This window comes from Pseudomonas sp. B21-056, assembly GCF_026016325.1.
In the GTDB taxonomy this organism is placed as follows: domain Bacteria; phylum Pseudomonadota; class Gammaproteobacteria; order Pseudomonadales; family Pseudomonadaceae; genus Aquipseudomonas.
The window spans coordinates 642464-661630 of the sequence record NZ_CP087203.1 but is presented as its reverse complement, the minus strand read 5'-3'; the positions used below and the strand labels follow the sequence as shown (position 1 = coordinate 661630).

The following is a 19167-nucleotide window of genomic DNA, read 5'->3' as shown; positions in this document are numbered from 1 at the left end:
CCTGTGGCGAGGGAATTTATCCCCGCTGGGCTGCGCAGCAGCCCCAATACTGACAACTCAATCTGCCTGATACACCGGGTTGTCTGGCTTCAGGGGCTGCTTCGCAGCCCAGCGGGGATAAATCCCCTCGCCACAGATAATCCGCTGCCACCAAGCCTTCTGTGACCAAAAAACACTGGCAATCACCCCAAGGGTTATGCGCCACTAGCCCTTCCACTACAAACCGCTGTCCGACGCTGCCCGCTGCAGCGACCTGTCTGGAGATACCCGTCATGAGCGAGAGTGTGTTTGCCGATCGCATCGTGCAGAACCTGCTCGACACCGACTTCTACAAGTTGACGATGATGCAGGCGGTGCTGCACAACTACCCCAACGTCGAAGTCGAATGGGAGTTTCGTTGCCGCAACAGCGAAGACCTGCGCCCCTATCTGGCGGAGATCCGCTTCCAGATCGAGCGCCTGGCCGAGCTCAGCCTGAGCGCCGATCAGTTGAGCTTCCTGGAGCGCATCAGCTTCCTGAAACCGGATTTCCTGCGCTTTTTGGGCCTGTTTCGCTTCAACCTGCGCTACGTGTACACCGGCATCGAAAACGACGAGCTGTTCATCCGCCTGCGCGGGCCATGGTTGCATGTGATCCTGTTCGAAGTGCCGCTGCTGGCCATCGTCAGTGAAGTGCGCAATCGCTATCGCTACCGTGATGTCATCCTCGAGCAGGCCCGGGAGCAGTTGTACCGCAAGTTCGACTGGCTGACGGCCAACGCCAGCGCCGAGGAACTGTCCGACCTGCAAGTGGCGGATTTCGGTACCCGGCGCCGGTTTTCCTACCGCACCCAGGAAGAAGTGGTGAACGTGCTCAAGCACGATTTCCCCGGGCGTTTCGTCGGCACCAGCAATGTGCACTTGTCCCGGGAACTGGACATGAAACCCCTGGGAACCATGGCCCATGAATGGATCATGGCCCACCAGCAACTGGGCCCGCGGCTGATCGACAGCCAGATCGCCGCCCTCGATTGCTGGGTGCGCGAGTACCGGGGCCTGCTGGGGATCGCGCTGACCGACTGCATCACCATGGACGCCTTCCTGAGCGACTTCGATCTGTTCTTCGCCAAGCTGTTCGACGGCCTGCGCCACGACTCGGGCGACCCGGTGATCTGGGCCGAGAAAGCCATCGCCCACTACCACAAGCTCGGCATCGACCCGATGAGCAAGACCCTGGTGTTCTCCGACAGTCTGACGTTGCCCAAATGCCTGGAGATTTTCCGTGCATTGCGTGGTCGCATCAATGTCAGCTTCGGTATTGGCACCAACCTGACCTGCGACATCCCGGGCGTCGAGCCCATGAGCATCGTACTCAAGATGATCAGCTGTGCCGGGCAACCCGTGGCCAAGATTTCAGACGAGCCCGGCAAGACCCACTGCAAGGACCCGAATTTCGTCGCCTACATGCGACACGTTTTCCAAGTACCTGCCGACCTTTCTGGCACATCAAGCAAGGAGTGAATTCATGCAAGCCGTACAGCGTGAGATTGCTGAACAGCTCAACGTCCAGCCACCGTTCGCCGACGACGCCGCCCTCAAGGCCGAAATCGCTCGCCGGGTGAGCTTCATCCAGGACTGTCTCGTCAATTCCGGGCTCAAGAGCCTGGTGCTCGGGATCAGTGGCGGGGTCGACTCGTTGACCGCCGGCCTGCTGGCCCAGCGCGCCATGCGCGAGCTGCGGGAAAAAACCGGTAACCCGGCCTACAAGTTCATCGCCGTGCGCCTGCCGTACGAAACCCAGTTCGATGAACACGAAGCACAAGCCTGCGTGGATTTCATCGAACCGGACGAACGCCACACCGTCAACATCGGCCCGGCGGTCAAGGCCCTGGCCAAGGAGGTGCTGGCATTCGAAGGCAAGGCGCCGGGCGCGCGGGATTTCGTGCTGGGCAACTCCAAGGCACGGATGCGCATGGTCGCGCAGTACGCCATCGCCGGTGCCGAGCAAGGCCTGGTGGTCGGTACCGATCATGCGGCTGAAGCCGTGATGGGTTTCTTCACCAAGTTCGGTGACGGCGCCTGTGACCTGGCGCCCCTGAGCGGCCTGGTGAAGAACCAGGTCCGGTCCATCGCCCGCGACTTCGGCGCACCGGAATCGCTGGTGGAAAAAGTCCCCACCGCCGACCTCGAAGACCTGTCCCCGGGCAAACCCGACGAGGCCGCTCATGGCGTGACCTATGGCGAAATCGATGCCTTTTTGCACGGCCAGACCATTCGCGAAGAAGCAGCCCGGATCATCTGCGAGACCTATCGCAAGACCGAGCACAAGCGAGTGATGCCGTACGCCCCATAGCCGACACCAGAAGCCCCTGTGGGAGCGAGCCTGCTCGCGATGGCGTCAGGTCAGCCGGTATTGAAGTTGACTGACACTCCGTCATCGCGAGCAGGCTCGCTCCCACAGAACTGCGTCCAACGTCGATTATTTCAGGGTCACGGTGCCTTTCATCATCGAGATGTGGCCTGGGAACGAGCAGAAGAAGCCGTATTTTTCGGCGGCATCGAGCTTCGACACGTCAAAGGTCACCGAGTCTTTCTCGCCGGCACCAATGATCTTGGTATGGGCGATGACGCGAGCATCGCCGTCTTTCAGATAGTTCTTGTCGATACCGGCGCCCAGGCCATCGGTCGCGATCGGCTGCATGTCAGCCTCTTTGCTCAGCACCCAGTTATGGCCCATGACATTTTTCGGCAAGCTGCCCGAGTGCGTCAGCTCAACGGTGAAGGTCTTACAGCTCTTGTCGATCTCGATGGCCTTGGTGCTGAAGGACATCTGATCGGTCGAGTCGATGGTGGTCTTGCACTCCGCTGCCATCAGTTGGCTGCTGGCCAGTGTCAACAGGGATACTGCTACAAGTTTGGCGAACATCATGAATCTCCAAGGCATGGTTAGAAAATTCCTTCAAAGGGGGAGACTGCCTTAATTTCAGACAAGTTCCTATGACCTGAATCAAAATTGTATACAACTTGAGACTATCAGCCTGATGGACACAATCAACCGGCCAGACGCACGACGTCCGCCTATGATCGGCCCCATCAACTCAACTGGAGCGCCGGTCATGAACCTCAACAGCCTGTTATGCAGCTTGCTCGCCGCCTACGCCTGCGGCGCCAGTGGCACCTACGAGAAACCCGCGCGCGAGGCGTGATGCCTGCGCGCCCTTTGCACACAACAGCGGCCAGGCTTTACTCTGCTGCGGTCATCGACTCTGGAGTTAAGCATGTCCATCGCGTCTGTTTGTGTATTTTGCGGCGCCAGCACCGGCACCGATCCCGCCTACCGTGAAGCGGCGCAGGCGCTGGGGCGGGCATTGGCCGAACGCAGGCTCACCCTGGTCTATGGCGGCGGTGCCGTCGGCCTGATGGGCATCGTTGCCGACGCAGCGCTGGCGGCCGGAGGCGAGGTCATCGGCATCATTCCGCAAAGCCTGAAGGACAAGGAAATCGGCCACAGCGGCCTGACCCGCCTGGAAGTGGTGGACGGCATGCACGCTCGCAAGGCGCGCATGGCCGAACTCAGCGATGCTTTCATCGCCCTGCCCGGTGGCCTCGGTACCCTGGAAGAACTGTTCGAAGTCTGGACCTGGGGCCAGCTCGGCTATCACGGCAAGCCGCTGGGTCTGCTGGAAGTGAATGGCTTCTACAGCAAACTCACCGCTTTCCTCGACCATATTGTCGACGAAGGTTTCGTCCGCGCAGCCCATCGCGACATGCTGCAAGTGAGCGAGTCAGCCCATGACCTGCTCGATGCACTGGATGAATGGCAGCCCTCGGTACAGCCGAAATGGGTCGTGTAGGAGCTGCCGAGCGAAGCAAGGCTGCGATCCTTCTCCTGACGCTTGAGTCCCAAAGCGAAAGATCAAAAGATCGTCCGAACGCGGCCCGAGCCTTCGGCGGCGCCTACAACGGCATCACGGTCACCCGCACCTCAGGGTCGTGATTACCGCCCCCCAGGATCACCCCGCGTAACGGCGACACGTCGGAAAAATCCCGCCCCCAGGCCAGGGTGATGTGCTCCAGGGCCGGCTGCACATTATTGGTCGGGTCGAAATCCACCCAGCCCAGCGCCGGGCAAAACACCGAGATCCAGGCGTGGGACGCATCGGCGCCAATCAGCCGTGGCTGGCCGGGCGGTGGCTGGGTCAGCAGGTAGCCGCTGACGTAACGCGCCGCCAGCCCACGGGAGCGCACGCAGGCCAGCATCAGGTGGGCAAAGTCCTGGCACACGCCCCGCCGCCGCTCCAGCACCTCCACCAGCGGCGTCGCCACCTGGGTCGCCTCGGCATCGAAGGTGAATTCATCGAAAATCTTCTCCATCAGCGCCCGGATGCACAACATCAGCGGGCGTCCCGCTGGGAAGCAGCTTTCGGAAAACTCGACGAAGCTGCGCTTGAGGTGCACGTAGGGTGACTCGAAGCGGTAGCGACACGCGTCCAGCAACGCCTCGGAAAGCGGCCGGCTGCTGTAGGTCAGCGCCTGGCAAGTCGACTCCCAGGCCGGCGACAGGTTGAAATCCAGCTCGGGACGGGCCAGCACCTCGATGCTCAGGCGGGCGTTGACCAGCAACTCGTCATGGGGCCGCTCGAAGGCCAGGCGGGTCAGCGGGTTACCGAACACATCCAGTTCATCCCGGCGGGTCGTCGGTTCCGGGCTGATCAATAACTGCTGATCGGTGCAGCGCTGCCAATCACAGGACCGTGGCCACAGGTGGGCAAGCTGCTGGGCCAGGGACACCGGGCTGTCGTAGTGGTAGTGGGTGTCGTGAAGAATCTGGTAACGGGCGTTCATCATACGGACACCGTGCGCTGGCTGACGTCATCGACGTGGGCAAAGTGACGCAAGGCCAGGCGATCCGACACCTGACCGCTGACATCGGCCACTTCCTGCAACAGCTCGGCCAGACCATCGAGCGCTGCGCGCAGGCTGGCTTCGCCAAACAGCGGATTCTCCAGGCAACGCAGGTCAAAGCGTGACAGACGCGTCACCAACTCCGGCAATGCGGTTTCCCTGGGCGCGCCAAAGTCATCGTTCAAGCGCTTGAGGGTACGGGTCACCAGTTTCAACTGGAAGAGCACCGCGTGGGGGTTCTGCTCGTCCAGCAGCAACAGGTCGAGCACCGGGATCAACTGGGCGACCGCCAGGTAGCGTGAGCGGTAAGTAATGCTGCTGTTGCCCAGCTCCAGCAGCCATTCCAGCCCGGCCTGATCGAACACCGCTTCGCCTCGCAGGAACGCGGCCAGGCTGCTGCTGAGAAATTGCAGGCGCTCCAGGCGCCGGCCGATCATCAGGAAGCGCCAACCCTCATCGCGGGTCATGTCGTCCAGGGCGAAGCCGGAAAGCGCCGCCAGGGACATCACCAGTCGGTTGAGAAAATCCAGCAGTTCACCGAAATCCGCTTCTTCGGTTTCCAGCTCCAGAGCCTCGCGCTGCAACTCCACCAACGCCTGCCAGTTCTCCCGGGACAATTTGCCACGCACCTGCGAGGCCGCCCACTGCAAGCGCTGCAGGTTGGAGCGCAGGCTGAACGACCAGTCGTCGCCCAGCAACGCCGCCAGCAGACGCTCGGGCAGCTCACCCTCTTCGGGCAGCAGCATCAGGCTTTCACCCAGGGACACTGCCGATTGCAGGGCCTGCGGATCATCGCCATCGACATAACGCGCCAGCATGATCCGCAGCAGACGCGCGCTGTCATCGCAGCGCTCGCAATAGCGACCGAACCAGAACAGGTTTTCCACCACCCGGGACGGCAGGTACGGATCCCGCCGGACCAGGTCGTGAACACCCACGGTGCGCTGGGCCTTCCATTGTTCACTGCCTGGCGCCTGCTCTCCCAGCACCCAGGTGTCCTTGCTGGCGCCGCCGCGCTGCATCGACACCACTTCGGCGTCGGCCTCGGCCGCCACCCGGGTCAGGCCGCCCGGCAGCACCCGATAATCCTCCTCACCGGACACCGCATACACGCGCATACCGATGGCCCGCGGCTGCAACAGACCGTCTTCGGCCTGCCAGACCGGGGCCTGGGACAGCTGCGGCAGCTCCTGGGCCATATACGCGTAGGGCCGCGCCTGGATCCGTGCCGCCAGACGGCCGCGTTGCTCTTCGTTCAGGTCACGACCGAACACCGGCCTGAAGCTCTGGGAAGGGAACGCCGGCTTGATCAACAGGTGAGGCAGCTTCTCCAGGGCCTGGGCCAGCACCGGCGGCTCGCCGCACCACCAGGTGGCGATGGAAGGCAGCAGCAAGTCTTCGCCAAACAGGAATTGGCAGATCTTCGGCAGGAACCCCAACAGACCCGGCGACTCCAGCACGCCACTGCCCAAGGCGTTGGCCACCAGCACCCGGCCCTGGCGCACCGCCTCCAGCAACCCCGGCACACCCAGGGCCGAATCGGTGCGCAGCTCCAGCGGATCGCAAAAATCATCGTCGAGCCGGCGCATGATCGCGTGGACCCGACGCAGCCCGCTGAGGGTCTTGAGGTAGACCGTGGCGTCGCGAACGGTCAGGTCGCCCCCTTCCACCAGCGGATAGCCAAGCTGGCGCGCGAGGTAAAGGTGTTCGAAATAGCTTTCGTTGAAGCGCCCCGGCGTCAACAGCACCACCAGGGGCGGCTCGCCATCGCTGGGGGCCTGCCGGGCGAGGGTTTCCTGCAAGGTGCGAAAGAAACCGGACAGGTGCTGAACCTTCAGGTCCCGATACAGATCGGGAAAAGCGCGGGAGACGATCATGCGGTTTTCCAACGCATAACCGGCTCCGGAAGGCGCCTGGGTCCGATCCGCCGTGACCCACCAACGACCATCGGGCGTGCGCGCCAGGTCCACGGCATACAAATGCAGGAAAATCCCGTCCGGCGGGCTGATGCCCTGGCAGGGCCAGAGGAAATTGTTGTGCCCGAATACCAGCTCCGCCGGCAACAGGCCCTCGCTGATCAGCCGTTGCGGCCCGTAGAGGTCGGCCAGCACCGCGTTGAGCAACCGGGCACGTTGGGCAATACCGGCCGACAGCTGTTTCCACTCCTGCGCATCGACGACGTGGGGCAACAGGTCCAGCTCCCACGGCCGGTCGGCGCCCTTCGGATCGGCATAGACGTTATAGGTGACGCCGTTTTCCTGGATCTGTCGCGCCAACAATGCCTGACGCTGCATCAACTGCGCCGGCGTGCTGCGCTGCAACTGGTCAAGCAACCGTCGCCAGTGCGGACGCACCGCGCCGCTGTCGTCCAGCAATTCGTGATAGGTGCCCGGTGTCAGCGGGTAACGGTCAAGCAGGTCAGGCATGGAAAACTCGGCAGACGGCAGTGAAAGGTGAGACTAGCGCAAGGGTGTGATGCGCGGATAGATGCCATGGCTGGGCATGTGAACGGCATGACCGGCGCAATACCTCTGTGAGAAGGATTTTCTGTGGCGAGGGGATTTATCCCCGCTGGGCTGCGCAGCGGCCCCAATCCAGGCACCGCGGTGTAGCAGGCATTAATTATGGGGGGCTTCGCCCCCAACGGGGATGAATCCCCTCGCCACAATAAATCCCCTCACCACAGAAAATCCCCTCGCTACAGGTAAACCTCTTCAGTTTCCTTATGTGTTCAGGCCCCCTGAAAACGCCGCAGATCGAGCGTCAGAGGAAACTCGTCATCCACCTCCAGATTGGGTATCGGCAGTTTCCCAGGTGTATGTCCCAGACGGAAGAACCGCGCCATCCGCCGGCTCTCGGCCTCGTTGGCATTGACCGGCAGGCTGTCGTAGTTGCGCCCGCCCGGGTGGGCGACGTGGTACTGGCAACCGCCCACCGAACGTTGCATCCAGGTATCGAGCAGATCGAAGACCAGCGGCGCGTGGACCGGGATGGTCGGCTGCAGGCAACTGGCTGGCTGCCAGGCACGGAAACGCACCCCGGCGACGAACTCCCCAACCCGACCGGTGGGTTGCAGCGGCACCGGCACACCGTTGCACGTCAGCAGATACCGTTGCGGTGCCAGGCCGCTGAGCTTGACCTGCAAGCGCTCCAGGGATGAATCCACATAGCGCACGGTGCCACCGACTGCGCCCTCCTCGCCCAATACATGCCAAGGCTCCAGGGCCTGGCGCAGTTGCAGCTCGATACCGCCTGCCGCGTAATCGCCCACCTTGGGGAAACGGAACTCCAGGTGCGCCGCGAACCACTCGGCCCGCAGCGGGTAACCGGCGGCATTCAGTTCATCGATGACATCGGTAAAGTCCTGTTCGATGAAGTGGGGCAACAGAAACCGGTCATGCAGCTCGGTGCCCCAGCGCGCCAGTTTTGCCGGCGCATAAGGTTCGCGCCAGAACCGCGCCACCAGCGCCCGCAGCAACAATTGCTGGGCCAGGCTCATGCGGGCGTGGGGAGGCATTTCAAAGGCACGCAGCTCCAGCAGGCCGAGGCGCCCGGTGGCGCCGTCCGGCGAGTACAGCTTGTCGATGCAGAATTCGGCACGGTGGGTGTTGCCGGTCACATCGATCAGCAGGTTGCGCAACAACCGGTCAACCAGCCACGGCGGGCACTCCTCACCAGGCTCCGGCATTTGCGCGAAGGCGATTTCCAGTTCGTACAACGCATCGTTACGCGCTTCGTCCACCCGGGGCGCCTGGGACGTCGGGCCGATGAACAATCCGGAAAACAGGTAGGACAAGGACGGATGGTTATGCCAGTAGCTGATCAGGCTGCGCAGCAGATCGGGGCGGCGCAGGAACGGCGAGTCAGCCGGCGTCGCACCGCCGAGGACGAAATGGTTACCGCCGCCCGTGCCGGTGTGTCGACCGTCGATCATGAACTTCTCGGTGGTCAGTCGGGTTTGTCGTGCCTGCTCGTAGAGGAACTCGGTGCGCTCGACCAACTCGTCCCAGGACGCCGACGGTTGCACGTTCACTTCAATCACCCCCGGATCGGGCGTGATGCGGAAGTTGCCCAGGCGTGGATCGCTCGGCGGCTCATAGCCCTCCAGCAACACCGGACATTGCAGTTCCTCGGCAGTGGCCTCGATAGCGCTGACCAGTTCAAGGTAATCCTCGACCCGTTCCAGCGGCGGCATGAACAGATACAGGCGACCTTCGCGGGCCTCGGCGCAGAATGCGGTGCGGGTCAGCCAGTCGGCGGACACGTCGATTTCCGGTACGCGATCCGGTTCGATCAGCGCCTCGCCGTGACACGCCAGTTGTTCAGCGTCGGGCAGCTCGGGCAAATCCTGATTCGGGTCGGTGGGGTGGATGAACGGATATTCGGCTGCCGTCACCCAGGGCTGGGATGCCAGCGGCAAGCGATAGCCCAGGGGTGAATCCCCCGGCACCAATCGGCAGTGATTGTCCCGCAGGTACCAGCGACCGCTCTGCCATTGATCGCCCTTGGCGGTGCGGGCCAGTGGCAGGACCTGACCGATCACCTTATCCAGGCCCTGGCTGAAGACCTTGCGCAACCGGGCCCGCTCCAGGGCATCGTCCAGGCGTGGGTCCTGGGCGCTGACATTCGAAGGCAACGCGCCTTCGCGCCAGAGGTAGTAGAAGTTGTCTTCGTAGGCCGGAAACACGAAGCGCGCAGGAATGTTCAAACGCTCAGCGACGCTTGTCAAAAAACGCCCGGCCATCTCGCCATCGGCACCGTGGTCCTGCTGCTCGTCCGCGATCAAGGCGCTGTTATGCCAGATCGGCACGCCGTCACGCCGCCAATAACAGTTGAGCGACCAGCGCGGTAACTGTTCGCCGGGGTACCACTTGCCCTGGCCGAAATGCACCAGCCCCTCGGGCGCATAGTGCTTGCGCATGCGCTGGAACAGCTCGGCGGAGAGCCGGCGCTTGTCCGGGCCGAGCGCCGCCGTGTTCCACTCGGCGCCGTCCGGGTCATCGATGGAAACGAAGGTCGGCTCACCGCCCATGGTCAGCCGCACGTCACCCTCCAGCAGGTCGGCGTCGATCTGTCGGCCCAACGCCTGGATCGCCTGCCATTGCTCTTCGGTGTAGGGCTTGGTCACCCGCGGTGCTTCCCAGACCCGCTCGACAGACATGTCGTGGCTGAATTCGCACTCGCAAGGCTCCACCAGCCCCGTGATCGGTGCCGCCGATGAAGGATCCGGGCTGCACGCCAAGGGAATATGCCCCTCGCCGGCAAACAGGCCGGACGTCGCATCCAGGCCGATCCAACCGGCGCCGGGCAGGTAGACCTCGCACCAGGCATGCAGGTCGGTGAAATCCACTTCGGTACCGGACGGGCCATCGAGGCTTTTCACATCGGCGGTCAGCTGGATCAGGTAGCCGGAGACAAACCGCGCGGCCAGGCCCAGGTGACGCAACAGTTGCACCAGCAGCCAGGCCGAGTCGCGGCAGGAACCGGACGCCTGCTCCAGGGTGTGCTCCGGGGTCTGGACGCCGGGTTCCATGCGGATCAAATAGCTGATGTCGTCGTGCAGACGCTGGTTGAGCGCCACCAGGAAATCCACCGCCGGCAGCGGCGTGCGGTCGATACCATCCAGGTAGGCCTTGAATTTCGGCGTCAGCGGCAACGTTTCCAGGTACGGCATCAGCTCGTGCTTCTCATCGGCTCCATAGGCGAACGGAATCTGCTCGGCGTAGGGTTCGAGGAAAAAGTCGAACGGATTGAACACCGCCATTTCCGCCAGCAGATCGACCTCGATCCGCAGCTCTTCGGTTTTCTCGGGGAACACCAACCGCGCCAGGTAGTTGCCCTGGGGATCCTGCTGCCAGTTGATGAAATGCTGCTCAGGCGAGACCTTCAGCGCGTAGGACAGAATCCGCGTACGGCTGTGGGGCGCGGGGCGCAGACGAACGATCTGTGGGCCAAGCTCGACGGCGCGGTCGTAGCGGTAATGCGTGACGTGATGCAATGCGACATGGATCGACACGGCGTGCCTCCTGCAAACCTGGGCGGAATAGAAAGCGGCGCAAGACTTATGCCATGCAGGCTGGCCGGACACTTTCTGCGTCTACTCAAGGCAGTAGAGCACTAAAACCGGACGTTGCTCGAGTTCCTGTGCACAGAGGTGCACATAAATGTGGCGGGGATCGTAGCGAATCGACTCAGCGGCGGGGGCGCGAGGTCTTTATCGCTTGGGTGAGGCGTTCACGCTGGCGGCGAATTTCGACGAGTTTGCTGCGCATTTCCCGATGGCGTTTGCTGTTGAGAAGGAGCAGAGCAAGCAATGAAAAAAGCAGACTTAAACTGTAGATCAGTCTGTTGGGACGATATTCAATCGTAGGCAGTACACATAAAAAGCAAAGCCCCAGCACTATTACCAACGGCACCACCCAGCGAGGACGTCCGCGCGCAATCATGAAATTGCAATGCACGATGACAAGGGTGAGGGCAATCCCACTCAGGAAAGACCACTTCGCACCTTCGGCCAGGGGAAGGTTGCGAAAATAGCTGTCAAAGAACAGCGGAATCGCACATGCCAAAGCAAAGATCGATGCCAATATCGCCCCGATGAAAACGGGAAAATATCTGAATAGAAAACTGCGGATACTGGGTTGATCCTTCATTGGTCAATCTCTTCATACAGGCCTACGGCAATGGTGCGGACATTTCCGGAAATTGCGCTTCCGGTGAGGCCGATAGCAGCCCCCAAAGCGTCCCGTATCTGCGTGACCGTTGCATGCTTGAGCTGAGTCGATGTGAAGCGTTTGGGGAGTTCACCGGACAACTGCTTCAGCTTGAGCAGTTTTGAAGTCAAACGAGGGTCATTGATACTCAACAACTCCTTGGTCAATTTGGCCCGCTCTTGTCGATTGAGCCCCCTGAGCACCTCCCGCACACTTTTACCTGTCGTAGCTTTATTCAATCTGACCAGCTTGAGAGTCGTCAGCGAAGACGCACCCACCCCAACCAGGGACGCGGCGTCCAGCGCAATCATCGTGTACTGATACCACTCTTCACTGTCGAGCTGATCATTTCGGGCAGGATTGCTTATTTCATTGCTTACGCGATAGCCGCTCGCAAAACACTGAGCAGTACTGGCGACGGCAGCCGTATAGCCGAGAGCAGCGATCACACTGCTGGCGCCTGCTGAAAACGGGACGGCAACAGAACCGCTAAGTACCACGACCCAACCGATAACGGCTCCGGCACACGATAAACTGGTGTTAATTGCCTCCCCGACCAAACGCGACTCCCGAGGATTGTCCTGTACCTGTTGGGCAAACTGGGCCGGGGCGATGTACTTCTGCGCCTCGCGCAAGATGATCCGCTTGGGCTTGATGCTGCAGATCGGCTTGAACTCGCGCAGGGTCACCACGTTGAACTCAGCATCGATATACACCCCCCCCGCGCCGACGATGCCGGGGTCGGCGTCAATGGCGGCGAACAGCCTTGGCAGGTTGATCTGGCTTTCGATGCGTTGGCGGGCCATGAATTGGGAGGGGCTGTAGTCCATGCCGATGCCGGGTAACGGGGTGCTCATATCAATCGTCCTTGGGAATCTGAAGGTCAACGCTTTATCAACACGGCCCCTGTGGCGAGGGAGCTTGCTTGCGCTCGGCGGCGGTAATTGTAGGAGCTGGCGAAGCCTGCGATCTTTTGATTTTGATCTTTCGCTTGCGACTCAATTGGCAGGGGAAAGATCGCAGCCTCGCTTCGCTCGACAGCTCCTACAGGCCCAGCGGGAGCAAGCTCCCTCGCCACACGGGCATCGCCGGTTTCATTGCCCCCGGAGCATGGGCGGGCGCAACGATAGCAAAGGAGTAGCACTGCCGCTAGAAAGCAAAACGCCAGCACTCAGGCTGGCGTTTGCGATAGGGCTTGGGCGATTTTAGCGAGGTACGACCGGCTTGCGCGCCGGCTTCGGCCCTTTGCCCTTGGCCGCGTCCTTACGCTCCTTGGCCGCCTGTTGGTTGCGGGCGAACGCAGCGGCCTTGGCCTGCTCGCGCTTGTCCCACGCGTTACCGCCATCGCTGGCACGTGGCGGCAGGCCGGTGTGCTGGGTCAGGATCCTGGTGGTGTCCTTGCCCACCTTGTGGCTGCCGGCCGGCGTCGAGTTCTTGCGACGGGCACTCTGGTAGCTGTCGGTGGCCGGCTGGTGCAGCGGGATCAACTGATGCTTGCCCGGCCCGATCAGGTCGGCACGGCCCATGCGGGTCAGTGCTTCACGCAGCATCGGCCAGCCCTTGGGATCGTGATAGCGCAGGAAGGCCTTGTGCAGGCGGCGCTGCTCTTCGCTCTTGACGATGGTCACCCCGTCGCTCTTGTAGGTGACCTTGCGCAACGGGTTCTTGCCCGAGTGGTACATGGCCGTGGCGGTGGCCATCGGCGACGGATAGAACGCCTGCACCTGATCAGCCCGGAAACCGTTGCCCTTGAGCCACAGCGCCAGGTTCATCATGTCTTCGTCGGTGGTGCCCGGGTGAGCAGCGATGAAGTACGGAATCAGGTACTGCTCTTTCCCGGCTTCCTTGGTGTACTTCTCGAACATCCGCTTGAACCGGTCATAGGTGCCGATGCCCGGTTTCATCATCTGGTTGAGCGGACCTTCCTCGGTGTGCTCCGGGGCGATCTTCAGGTAACCGCCGACGTGGTGGGTCACCAGTTCCTTGACGTACTCCGGCGACTCGACCGCCAGGTCGTAACGCAGGCCGGAGGCGATCAGGATTTTCTTCACCCCAGGCAATGCCCGGGCGCTGCGGTACAGCTGGATCAGCGAGGAATGGTCGGTGTTCAGGTTCGGGCAGATACCAGGGAACACGCAGGATGGCTTGCGGCACGCGGATTCGATTTCCGGGCTCTTACAGGCGATGCGGTACATGTTCGCGGTCGGGCCGCCGAGGTCGGAAATCACCCCGGTGAAGCCTGGAACCTTATCGCGGATCTCTTCGATCTCGCGAATGATCGACTCTTCGGAGCGGTTCTGGATGATCCGGCCTTCATGCTCGGTGATCGAGCAGAACGTACAGCCGCCGAAGCAGCCGCGCATGATGTTCACCGAGAAACGGATCATCTCGTAGGCCGGAATCTTTTCCTTGCCGTAGGCCGGGTGGGGAATACGTGCGTAAGGCATGCCGAACACGTAGTCCATTTCCTCGGTGGTCATCGGAATGGGCGGCGGGTTGAACCAGACATCGACCTCACCGTGCTTCTGCACCAGGGCCCGGGCATTGCCTGGGTTGGTTTCCAGGTGAAGCACGCGGTTGGCGTGGGCGTACAGCACCGCGTCGTTACGGACCTTTTCCACCGATGGCAGGCGGATCACGGTCTTGTCGCGGGTCATTTTCGGGCTCGCCAGGATCTGCACGACCTTGGCTTCGCTCGGGTCTTCAACCGGCCCCTTCTCCTGCTCGATGGCGCAGGCGGCGGTGTCCTGGGTGTTCACGTAAGGGTTGATGATCTTGTCGATCTTGCCCGGGCGGTCGATACGGGTGGAGTCCACCTCGTACCAGCCCTGGGGCGTGTCACGACGGATGAACGCAGTGCCGCGCACGTCGGTAATGTCTTCGATCTTGTGGCCGTAGGACAGGCGCTGGGCGACTTCGACAATTGCCCGCTCGGCGTTGCCGTAGAGCAGGATGTCGGCGCTGGCGTCGATCAGGATCGAGTTGCGCACCCGGTCCTGCCAGTAATCGTAATGGGCGATGCGACGCAGGGACGCCTCGATACCGCCGAGCACGATCGGCACGTGCTTGTAGGCTTCCTTGCAGCGCTGGCTGTAGACCAGGCTCGCACGGTCCGGCCGCTTGCCCGCCAGGCCGCCCGGCGTGTAAGCGTCATCGGAACGGATTTTCTTGTCGGCGGTGTAGCGGTTGATCATCGAGTCCATGTTGCCGGCCGCGACACCGAAGAACAGGTTCGGCTCGCCGAGCTTCATGAAGTCGTCTTTGGACTGCCAGTTCGGCTGGGCAATGATCCCGACGCGAAAGCCCTGGGCTTCCAGCAACCGGCCGATGATCGCCATGCCGAACGACGGGTGATCGACGTAGGCATCGCCGGTCACGATGATGATGTCGCACGAATCCCAGCCGAGCTGATCCATCTCCTCCCTGCTCATGGGCAGGAACGGCGCCGGGCCGAAACATTCGGCCCAGTACTTGGGATAGTCAAATAACGGCTTGGCTGCTTGCATGTCGATGACCGGTATAAAAGATGAAAAATCGCGGGGGCGGAATATAGCACAAAAAATGATCAAGTCCGACGGCTATGGTCGGAAATCGGCGGTGGCGCCATCGCGAGCAGGGCTCGCTCCCACATTGGAACGCATTCCAGGGTGGGAGCGAGCCTGCTCGCGATGGGGGCCTGTCAAACGCTACAAATCATTCGTCATCATCGAAGTTGTAGCTACCCGGCGCCAGGTTCTCGAACCGCGTGTACTTACCAATGAACGCCAGGCGGATAAAGCCGATCGGGCCGTTCCGCTGCTTGCCGATGATGATTTCGGCGATGCCCTTGTGCTCTGTCTCGGGGTGATACACCTCGTCGCGGTACACGAACATGATGACGTCGGCGTCCTGCTCGATCGCTCCGGATTCCCGCAAGTCGGAGTTCACCGGGCGCTTGTTGGGACGTTGTTCCAGGGAGCGGTTCAACTGGGACAAGGCCACGACCGGGCAGTTGAATTCCTTGGCCAGAGCCTTGAGGGAACGGGAGATTTCGGAAATCTCGTTGGTCCGGTTATCGCCACTGGAGCCCGGGATCTGCATCAGTTGCAGGTAGTCGATCATGATCAGCGCGACATCGCCGTGCTCACGCACCAGGCGGCGGGTACGGGCGCGCATTTCCGACGGGCTGATGCCAGCGGTGTCATCGATGAACAGCTTGCGGTCGTTGAGCAGATTGACCGCCGAGGTCAGGCGCGGCCAGTCGTCGTCTTCCAGTTGGCCGGAACGGACCTTGGTCTGGTCGATACGCCCCAGGGACGACAGCATACGCATGATCAGCGATTCGCCTGGCATCTCGAGGGAGTACACCAGCACCGCCTTGTCGCTGCGCAGCACGGCATTTTCCACCAGGTTCATCGCGAAGGTGGTCTTACCCATGGAAGGACGGCCGGCGACGATGATCAGGTCGGCCGGTTGCAGGCCGCTGGTCTTCTCATCGAGGTCGGTGTAGCCGGTCGACAGGCCGGTGATGGCGTTGTCGGTGTTGAACAGGGTGTCGATACGGTCGATGGCCTTGGTCAACAACTCGTTGACCCCCACCGGACCGCCGGTCTTCGGCCGGGCTTCGGCGATCTGGAAGATCTGCCGTTCGGCTTCGTCGAGGATCTCTTCGGCGGTACGGCCCTCAGGATTGAAGGCGCTGTCGGCGATTTCGTTGCTGATACCGATCAACTGACGCAACGTGGCCCGCTGGCGGACAATTTGCGCATAGGCCTTGATGTTGGCGACGGACGGGGTGTTTTTCGCCAACTCACCCAGGTAGCCAAGGCCGCCAACCTGGGAGGTCTGGCCCTCCTTGTCCAGTTGCTCGGACAGGGTGACCACGTCGATCGGCAGGTTCTGATCGGCCAGCTTGGCGATCGCACGGAAGATCAGGCGGTGGTCGTGTCGATAGAAATCGCCGTCGGAGACCTGATCCAGCACGCGCTCCCAGGCGTTGTTGTCCAGCATCAAGCCACCGAGCACGGCCTGTTCGGCCTCGATGGAATGCGGCGGCACCTTCAGGGCAGCGGTTTGCAGATCGTATTGCTCGGGAGCGGTGATTTCGTTCATGGCCACTTGATTCTTTGGGAAACCCAGGGGGTTATGAAAATCAGGAATTGCAGAAAGACAAAGGGCACGACCTGTAAACAGGATCGTGCCCGATGTTACCGACTAGTACCCGAGGGTGCCAGCCGACAGGTATTGCTTAGGCTGCTACCACGACAACGCGTACGGTGGCTTCAACTTCGGCGTGCAGGTGCACGGCTACGTCGAATTCGCCTACGTTGCGGATGGTGCCGTTCGGCAGACGAACTTCGCTCTTCGCGACTTCAACGCCAGAGGCGGTCAGTGCGTCAGCGATGTCGTGGGTACCGATCGAACCGAACAGCTTGCCTTCGTCGCCAGCGGTGGCAGTGATGGTCACTTCCAGCTCGGCCAGTTGGGCAGCACGGCTTTCAGCCGATGCCTTACGGTCTGCGGCGGCTTTTTCCAGCTCGGCGCGACGCTCTTCGAACGCAGCCAGGTTGGCAGCGGTCGCAGCGGTGGCCTTGCCGAAAGGCAGCAGGTAGTTACGGCCGTAACCGGCCTTAACGTTTACTTTGTCGCCCAGGTTGCCCAGGTTGGCGATTTTTTCCAGAAGGATCAGTTGCATGTGAAAATCCTCTAACTTTTAACCTTCACCGTTCGCGCTGTCGGCGTCTTTCGACGCCATACGACCGCGAAAATCAATCAGGCTGTCGACGATGGCCAGGACCACCAGCAACGGATAGATCAGTTGCATGAACAGCAACAACGTGACGTACAACCCCACCAGCCAGAACCTGGCCAGTCGCTTTTGCGCCACCAGCCCGTGAATCAGGGCCAGGGCGGCGAAGACCAGCGGTACGCTGCACAACGGCGTGAGCATGGCCATCTGCGGACCGAAGTTCGGTCCCAGAAGCATGCCCGCCAGCAGCAACATCGCCAGCCCAAGCGGGAAACGGATGGCGCGAAATTCGCGACCAAAACCACCCGGGTTGTACAACAACGCCTGCCAGTAGCGCCCGACAATCAGGCTCAGCACACTGACGATTTGCAACAAGGCCGCAATCAGGCCGGTCAGGACCGGTGCGATCAGGGACGCGAAACGCGCCTGCTCCTCTGCCGACATCTGCCGGTAGAGATCACCGAGGGCTTCGGGCAGGATTTTTACCAAAGCCTGCGACAGCATCTCGATCTGGGGTGCGAAAGCCACCCCGAGCACCACTGAAAACACCACCCCTATCGCTATGCTGACCAGCAGCACGCGGTTCCAGGATTCACTGGCGCGCAACACCAGCGCCAGCGCCGAAGACCCCAGCAGCACCATCAGTGCCCGCGGGTCCGCGGAATACAACCACCAGAGCAAGGCCGGCAGCAGTCCCAGAGCAAGAACGCCCGAGGCGTCCCTCAATCCGCGCCGCAGGAGCACAAGGCTCCCGGCGGCAGCACCCAACCAATACAACAACGGCAATGCCGCACATCCAGCCACTACCAGAGTGGCCTGCATACGACCGCGCATGATGAACTCAGCTATGGCGCGCATGCATTCAATCCTTTGCTACTTGTCGACTGCCCGGTCTCAGCGGCCGTGGCTGTCGGTGTAGGCCAGCAGGGCCAGGAAGCGGGCGCGCTTGATAGCGGTGGCCAGCTGACGCTGATAACGAGCTTTGGTACCGGTGATGCGGCTTGGAACGATTTTGCCGGTCTCGGATACGTAGGCTTTCAGAGTGTTGAGATCTTTGTAATCGATCTCTTTCACGTCTTCAGCGGTGAAGCGGCAGAATTTACGACGACGGAAGAAACGTGCCATGTGATTGGCTCCTTAAAAGGTCCGTGGATTACTCGTCAGCGTTATCGCTGTTGTCGCTGTCGCTATCGCTGTCATCGCCATCGGCGCTGTCAGAGTGCTCAGGACGGTCGCGACGCTCACGGCGCTCACTGCGGTTTTCTTCAGCCTTGAGCATCTCGGATTGGCCGGTGACGGCTTCTTCGCGACGGATGACCAGGTTACGGATCACTGCATCGTTGTAGCGGAAGTTGTCTTCCAGCTCGGCCAGGGCCTTGCCGGTGCACTCAACGTTCAGCATCACGTAGTGAGCCTTGTGAACATTGTTGATTGCGTAGGCCAGTTGACGACGGCCCCAGTCTTCCAGGCGGTGGATTTTGCCGCCGTCTTCTTCGATCAGCTTGGTGTAACGCTCAACCATGCCGCCGACTTGCTCGCTTTGATCCGGGTGGACCAAAAAGATGATTTCGTAATGACGCATGAATGCTCCTTACGGGTTGTAGCCTGCCGCTTAAAAACGGTCAGACAAGGAGTGAATGACACTTATGGACTTGTGGACGCTAGACACATGAGTGCCTGCCATCGCAGCAAGGGGCGCAATTGTAGAGAAGGGTCGAGGCAGGTGCAAGGCAATTGGTGATTATTTGAACAATCACTACAACACAAAACAATGTGGGAGCGAGCCTGCTCGCGATAGCGGTGGATCATCCAGCACAAATGCCGACTGATACACCGCTATCGC

Annotated in this window: 15 protein-coding genes; 3 read left to right on the top strand and 12 right to left on the bottom strand. The window is 61.3% G+C overall.

All coding sequences use genetic code 11. From position 1 onward, the window contains the following. Positions 1–272: 272 nt before the first annotated feature. Positions 273–1499, top strand: coding sequence for a nicotinate phosphoribosyltransferase (gene pncB / locus LOY67_RS02840; RefSeq protein ID WP_265065856.1), 1227 nt, complete (start codon positions 273–275; stop codon positions 1497–1499). A 4-nt stretch (positions 1500–1503) separates the two neighbouring features. Then, a complete protein-coding gene (gene nadE / locus LOY67_RS02835; RefSeq protein WP_265065855.1) occupies positions 1504–2331 on the top strand; it encodes an ammonia-dependent NAD(+) synthetase in 828 nt (275 codons plus the stop codon). 126 nt (positions 2332–2457) lie between these two features. Here nadE and azu read toward each other — a convergent pair whose 3' ends face one another. Next, positions 2458–2904 carry an azurin gene (gene azu / locus LOY67_RS02830; RefSeq protein WP_265065854.1) on the bottom strand — a complete coding sequence of 149 codons (447 nt, stop codon included), beginning with the start codon at positions 2902–2904 and terminating at the stop codon, positions 2458–2460. Between the two features lie 352 nt (positions 2905–3256). On the opposite strand from azu, the gene LOY67_RS02825 reads away from it, so the two are divergent. Beyond that, the gene (locus tag LOY67_RS02825; protein ID WP_265065853.1) at positions 3257–3832 is read left to right on the top strand and encodes a TIGR00730 family Rossman fold protein; all 576 of its coding nucleotides are present in this window, start codon (positions 3257–3259) and stop codon (positions 3830–3832) included. 103 nt (positions 3833–3935) lie between these two features. Here the strand turns inward: LOY67_RS02825 and LOY67_RS02820 are convergent, their stop codons facing one another. From LOY67_RS02820 to rpsF, 11 genes are all read right to left on the bottom strand, one after another. Then, positions 3936–4823: a transglutaminase family protein gene (locus LOY67_RS02820; protein ID WP_265067684.1), complete on the bottom strand. Its 888-nt coding sequence runs from the start codon at positions 4821–4823 to the stop codon at positions 3936–3938. Next, the gene (locus LOY67_RS02815) at positions 4823–7309 is read right to left on the bottom strand and encodes a circularly permuted type 2 ATP-grasp protein (RefSeq protein WP_265065852.1); all 2487 of its coding nucleotides are present in this window, start codon (positions 7307–7309) and stop codon (positions 4823–4825) included. Before LOY67_RS02815 ends, LOY67_RS02820 begins: the two co-directional genes overlap by 1 nt. A 305-nt stretch (positions 7310–7614) precedes the next feature. After that, positions 7615–10899, bottom strand: coding sequence for a DUF2126 domain-containing protein (locus LOY67_RS02810; protein WP_265065851.1), 3285 nt, complete (start codon positions 10897–10899; stop codon positions 7615–7617). A gap of 175 nt (positions 10900–11074) precedes the next feature. Continuing rightward, a complete protein-coding gene (locus LOY67_RS02805) occupies positions 11075–11536 on the bottom strand; it encodes a hypothetical protein (RefSeq protein WP_265065850.1) in 462 nt (153 codons plus the stop codon). After that, the gene (locus tag LOY67_RS02800; protein WP_265065849.1) at positions 11533–12453 is read right to left on the bottom strand and encodes an NAD synthetase; all 921 of its coding nucleotides are present in this window, start codon (positions 12451–12453) and stop codon (positions 11533–11535) included. The genes LOY67_RS02805 and LOY67_RS02800 overlap by 4 nt, the downstream gene beginning before the upstream one ends. Positions 12454–12801: 348 nt before the next feature. Then, positions 12802–15102, bottom strand: a complete 2301-nt coding sequence (locus LOY67_RS02795) for a YgiQ family radical SAM protein (RefSeq protein ID WP_265065848.1) — start codon at positions 15100–15102, stop codon at positions 12802–12804. Between the two features lie 187 nt (positions 15103–15289). Next, positions 15290–16687 (bottom strand): replicative DNA helicase, encoded by a 1398-nt coding sequence (gene dnaB, locus LOY67_RS02790; RefSeq protein WP_265065847.1) that lies wholly within the window; start codon positions 16685–16687, stop codon positions 15290–15292. A gap of 136 nt (positions 16688–16823) precedes the next feature. Continuing rightward, a complete protein-coding gene (gene rplI, locus LOY67_RS02785) occupies positions 16824–17270 on the bottom strand; it encodes a 50S ribosomal protein L9 (protein WP_003186385.1) in 447 nt (148 codons plus the stop codon). A gap of 18 nt (positions 17271–17288) precedes the next feature. Beyond that, positions 17289–18182 (bottom strand): hypothetical protein, encoded by an 894-nt coding sequence (locus tag LOY67_RS02780; RefSeq protein ID WP_265065846.1) that lies wholly within the window; start codon positions 18180–18182, stop codon positions 17289–17291. A 36-nt stretch (positions 18183–18218) separates the two neighbouring features. Further along, positions 18219–18449, bottom strand: coding sequence for a 30S ribosomal protein S18 (gene rpsR, locus LOY67_RS02775; protein ID WP_002551829.1), 231 nt, complete (start codon positions 18447–18449; stop codon positions 18219–18221). Between the two features lie 28 nt (positions 18450–18477). Next, positions 18478–18906 (bottom strand): 30S ribosomal protein S6, encoded by a 429-nt coding sequence (gene rpsF, locus LOY67_RS02770; RefSeq protein WP_003186395.1) that lies wholly within the window; start codon positions 18904–18906, stop codon positions 18478–18480. Positions 18907–19167: the final 261 nt, after the last annotated feature.

Coding starts and splice junctions, on each gene's coding strand:
- pncB (WP_265065856.1), top strand. CDS start 273: ATGAGCGAGAGTGTGTTTGCCGATCGCATCGTGCAGAACCTGCTCGAC.
- nadE (WP_265065855.1), top strand. CDS start 1,504: ATGCAAGCCGTACAGCGTGAGATTGCTGAACAGCTCAACGTCCAGCCA.
- azu (WP_265065854.1), bottom strand. CDS start 2,904: ATGTTCGCCAAACTTGTAGCAGTATCCCTGTTGACACTGGCCAGCAGC.
- LOY67_RS02825 (WP_265065853.1), top strand. CDS start 3,257: ATGTCCATCGCGTCTGTTTGTGTATTTTGCGGCGCCAGCACCGGCACC.
- LOY67_RS02820 (WP_265067684.1), bottom strand. CDS start 4,823: ATGAACGCCCGTTACCAGATTCTTCACGACACCCACTACCACTACGAC.
- LOY67_RS02815 (WP_265065852.1), bottom strand. CDS start 7,309: ATGCCTGACCTGCTTGACCGTTACCCGCTGACACCGGGCACCTATCAC.
- LOY67_RS02805 (WP_265065850.1), bottom strand. CDS start 11,536: ATGAAGGATCAACCCAGTATCCGCAGTTTTCTATTCAGATATTTTCCC.
- LOY67_RS02800 (WP_265065849.1), bottom strand. CDS start 12,453: ATGAGCACCCCGTTACCCGGCATCGGCATGGACTACAGCCCCTCCCAA.
- LOY67_RS02795 (WP_265065848.1), bottom strand. CDS start 15,102: ATGCAAGCAGCCAAGCCGTTATTTGACTATCCCAAGTACTGGGCCGAA.
- dnaB (WP_265065847.1), bottom strand. CDS start 16,687: ATGAACGAAATCACCGCTCCCGAGCAATACGATCTGCAAACCGCTGCC.
- rplI (WP_003186385.1), bottom strand. CDS start 17,270: ATGCAACTGATCCTTCTGGAAAAAATCGCCAACCTGGGCAACCTGGGC.
- LOY67_RS02780 (WP_265065846.1), bottom strand. CDS start 18,182: ATGCGCGCCATAGCTGAGTTCATCATGCGCGGTCGTATGCAGGCCACT.
- rpsR (WP_002551829.1), bottom strand. CDS start 18,449: ATGGCACGTTTCTTCCGTCGTCGTAAATTCTGCCGCTTCACCGCTGAA.
- rpsF (WP_003186395.1), bottom strand. CDS start 18,906: ATGCGTCATTACGAAATCATCTTTTTGGTCCACCCGGATCAAAGCGAG.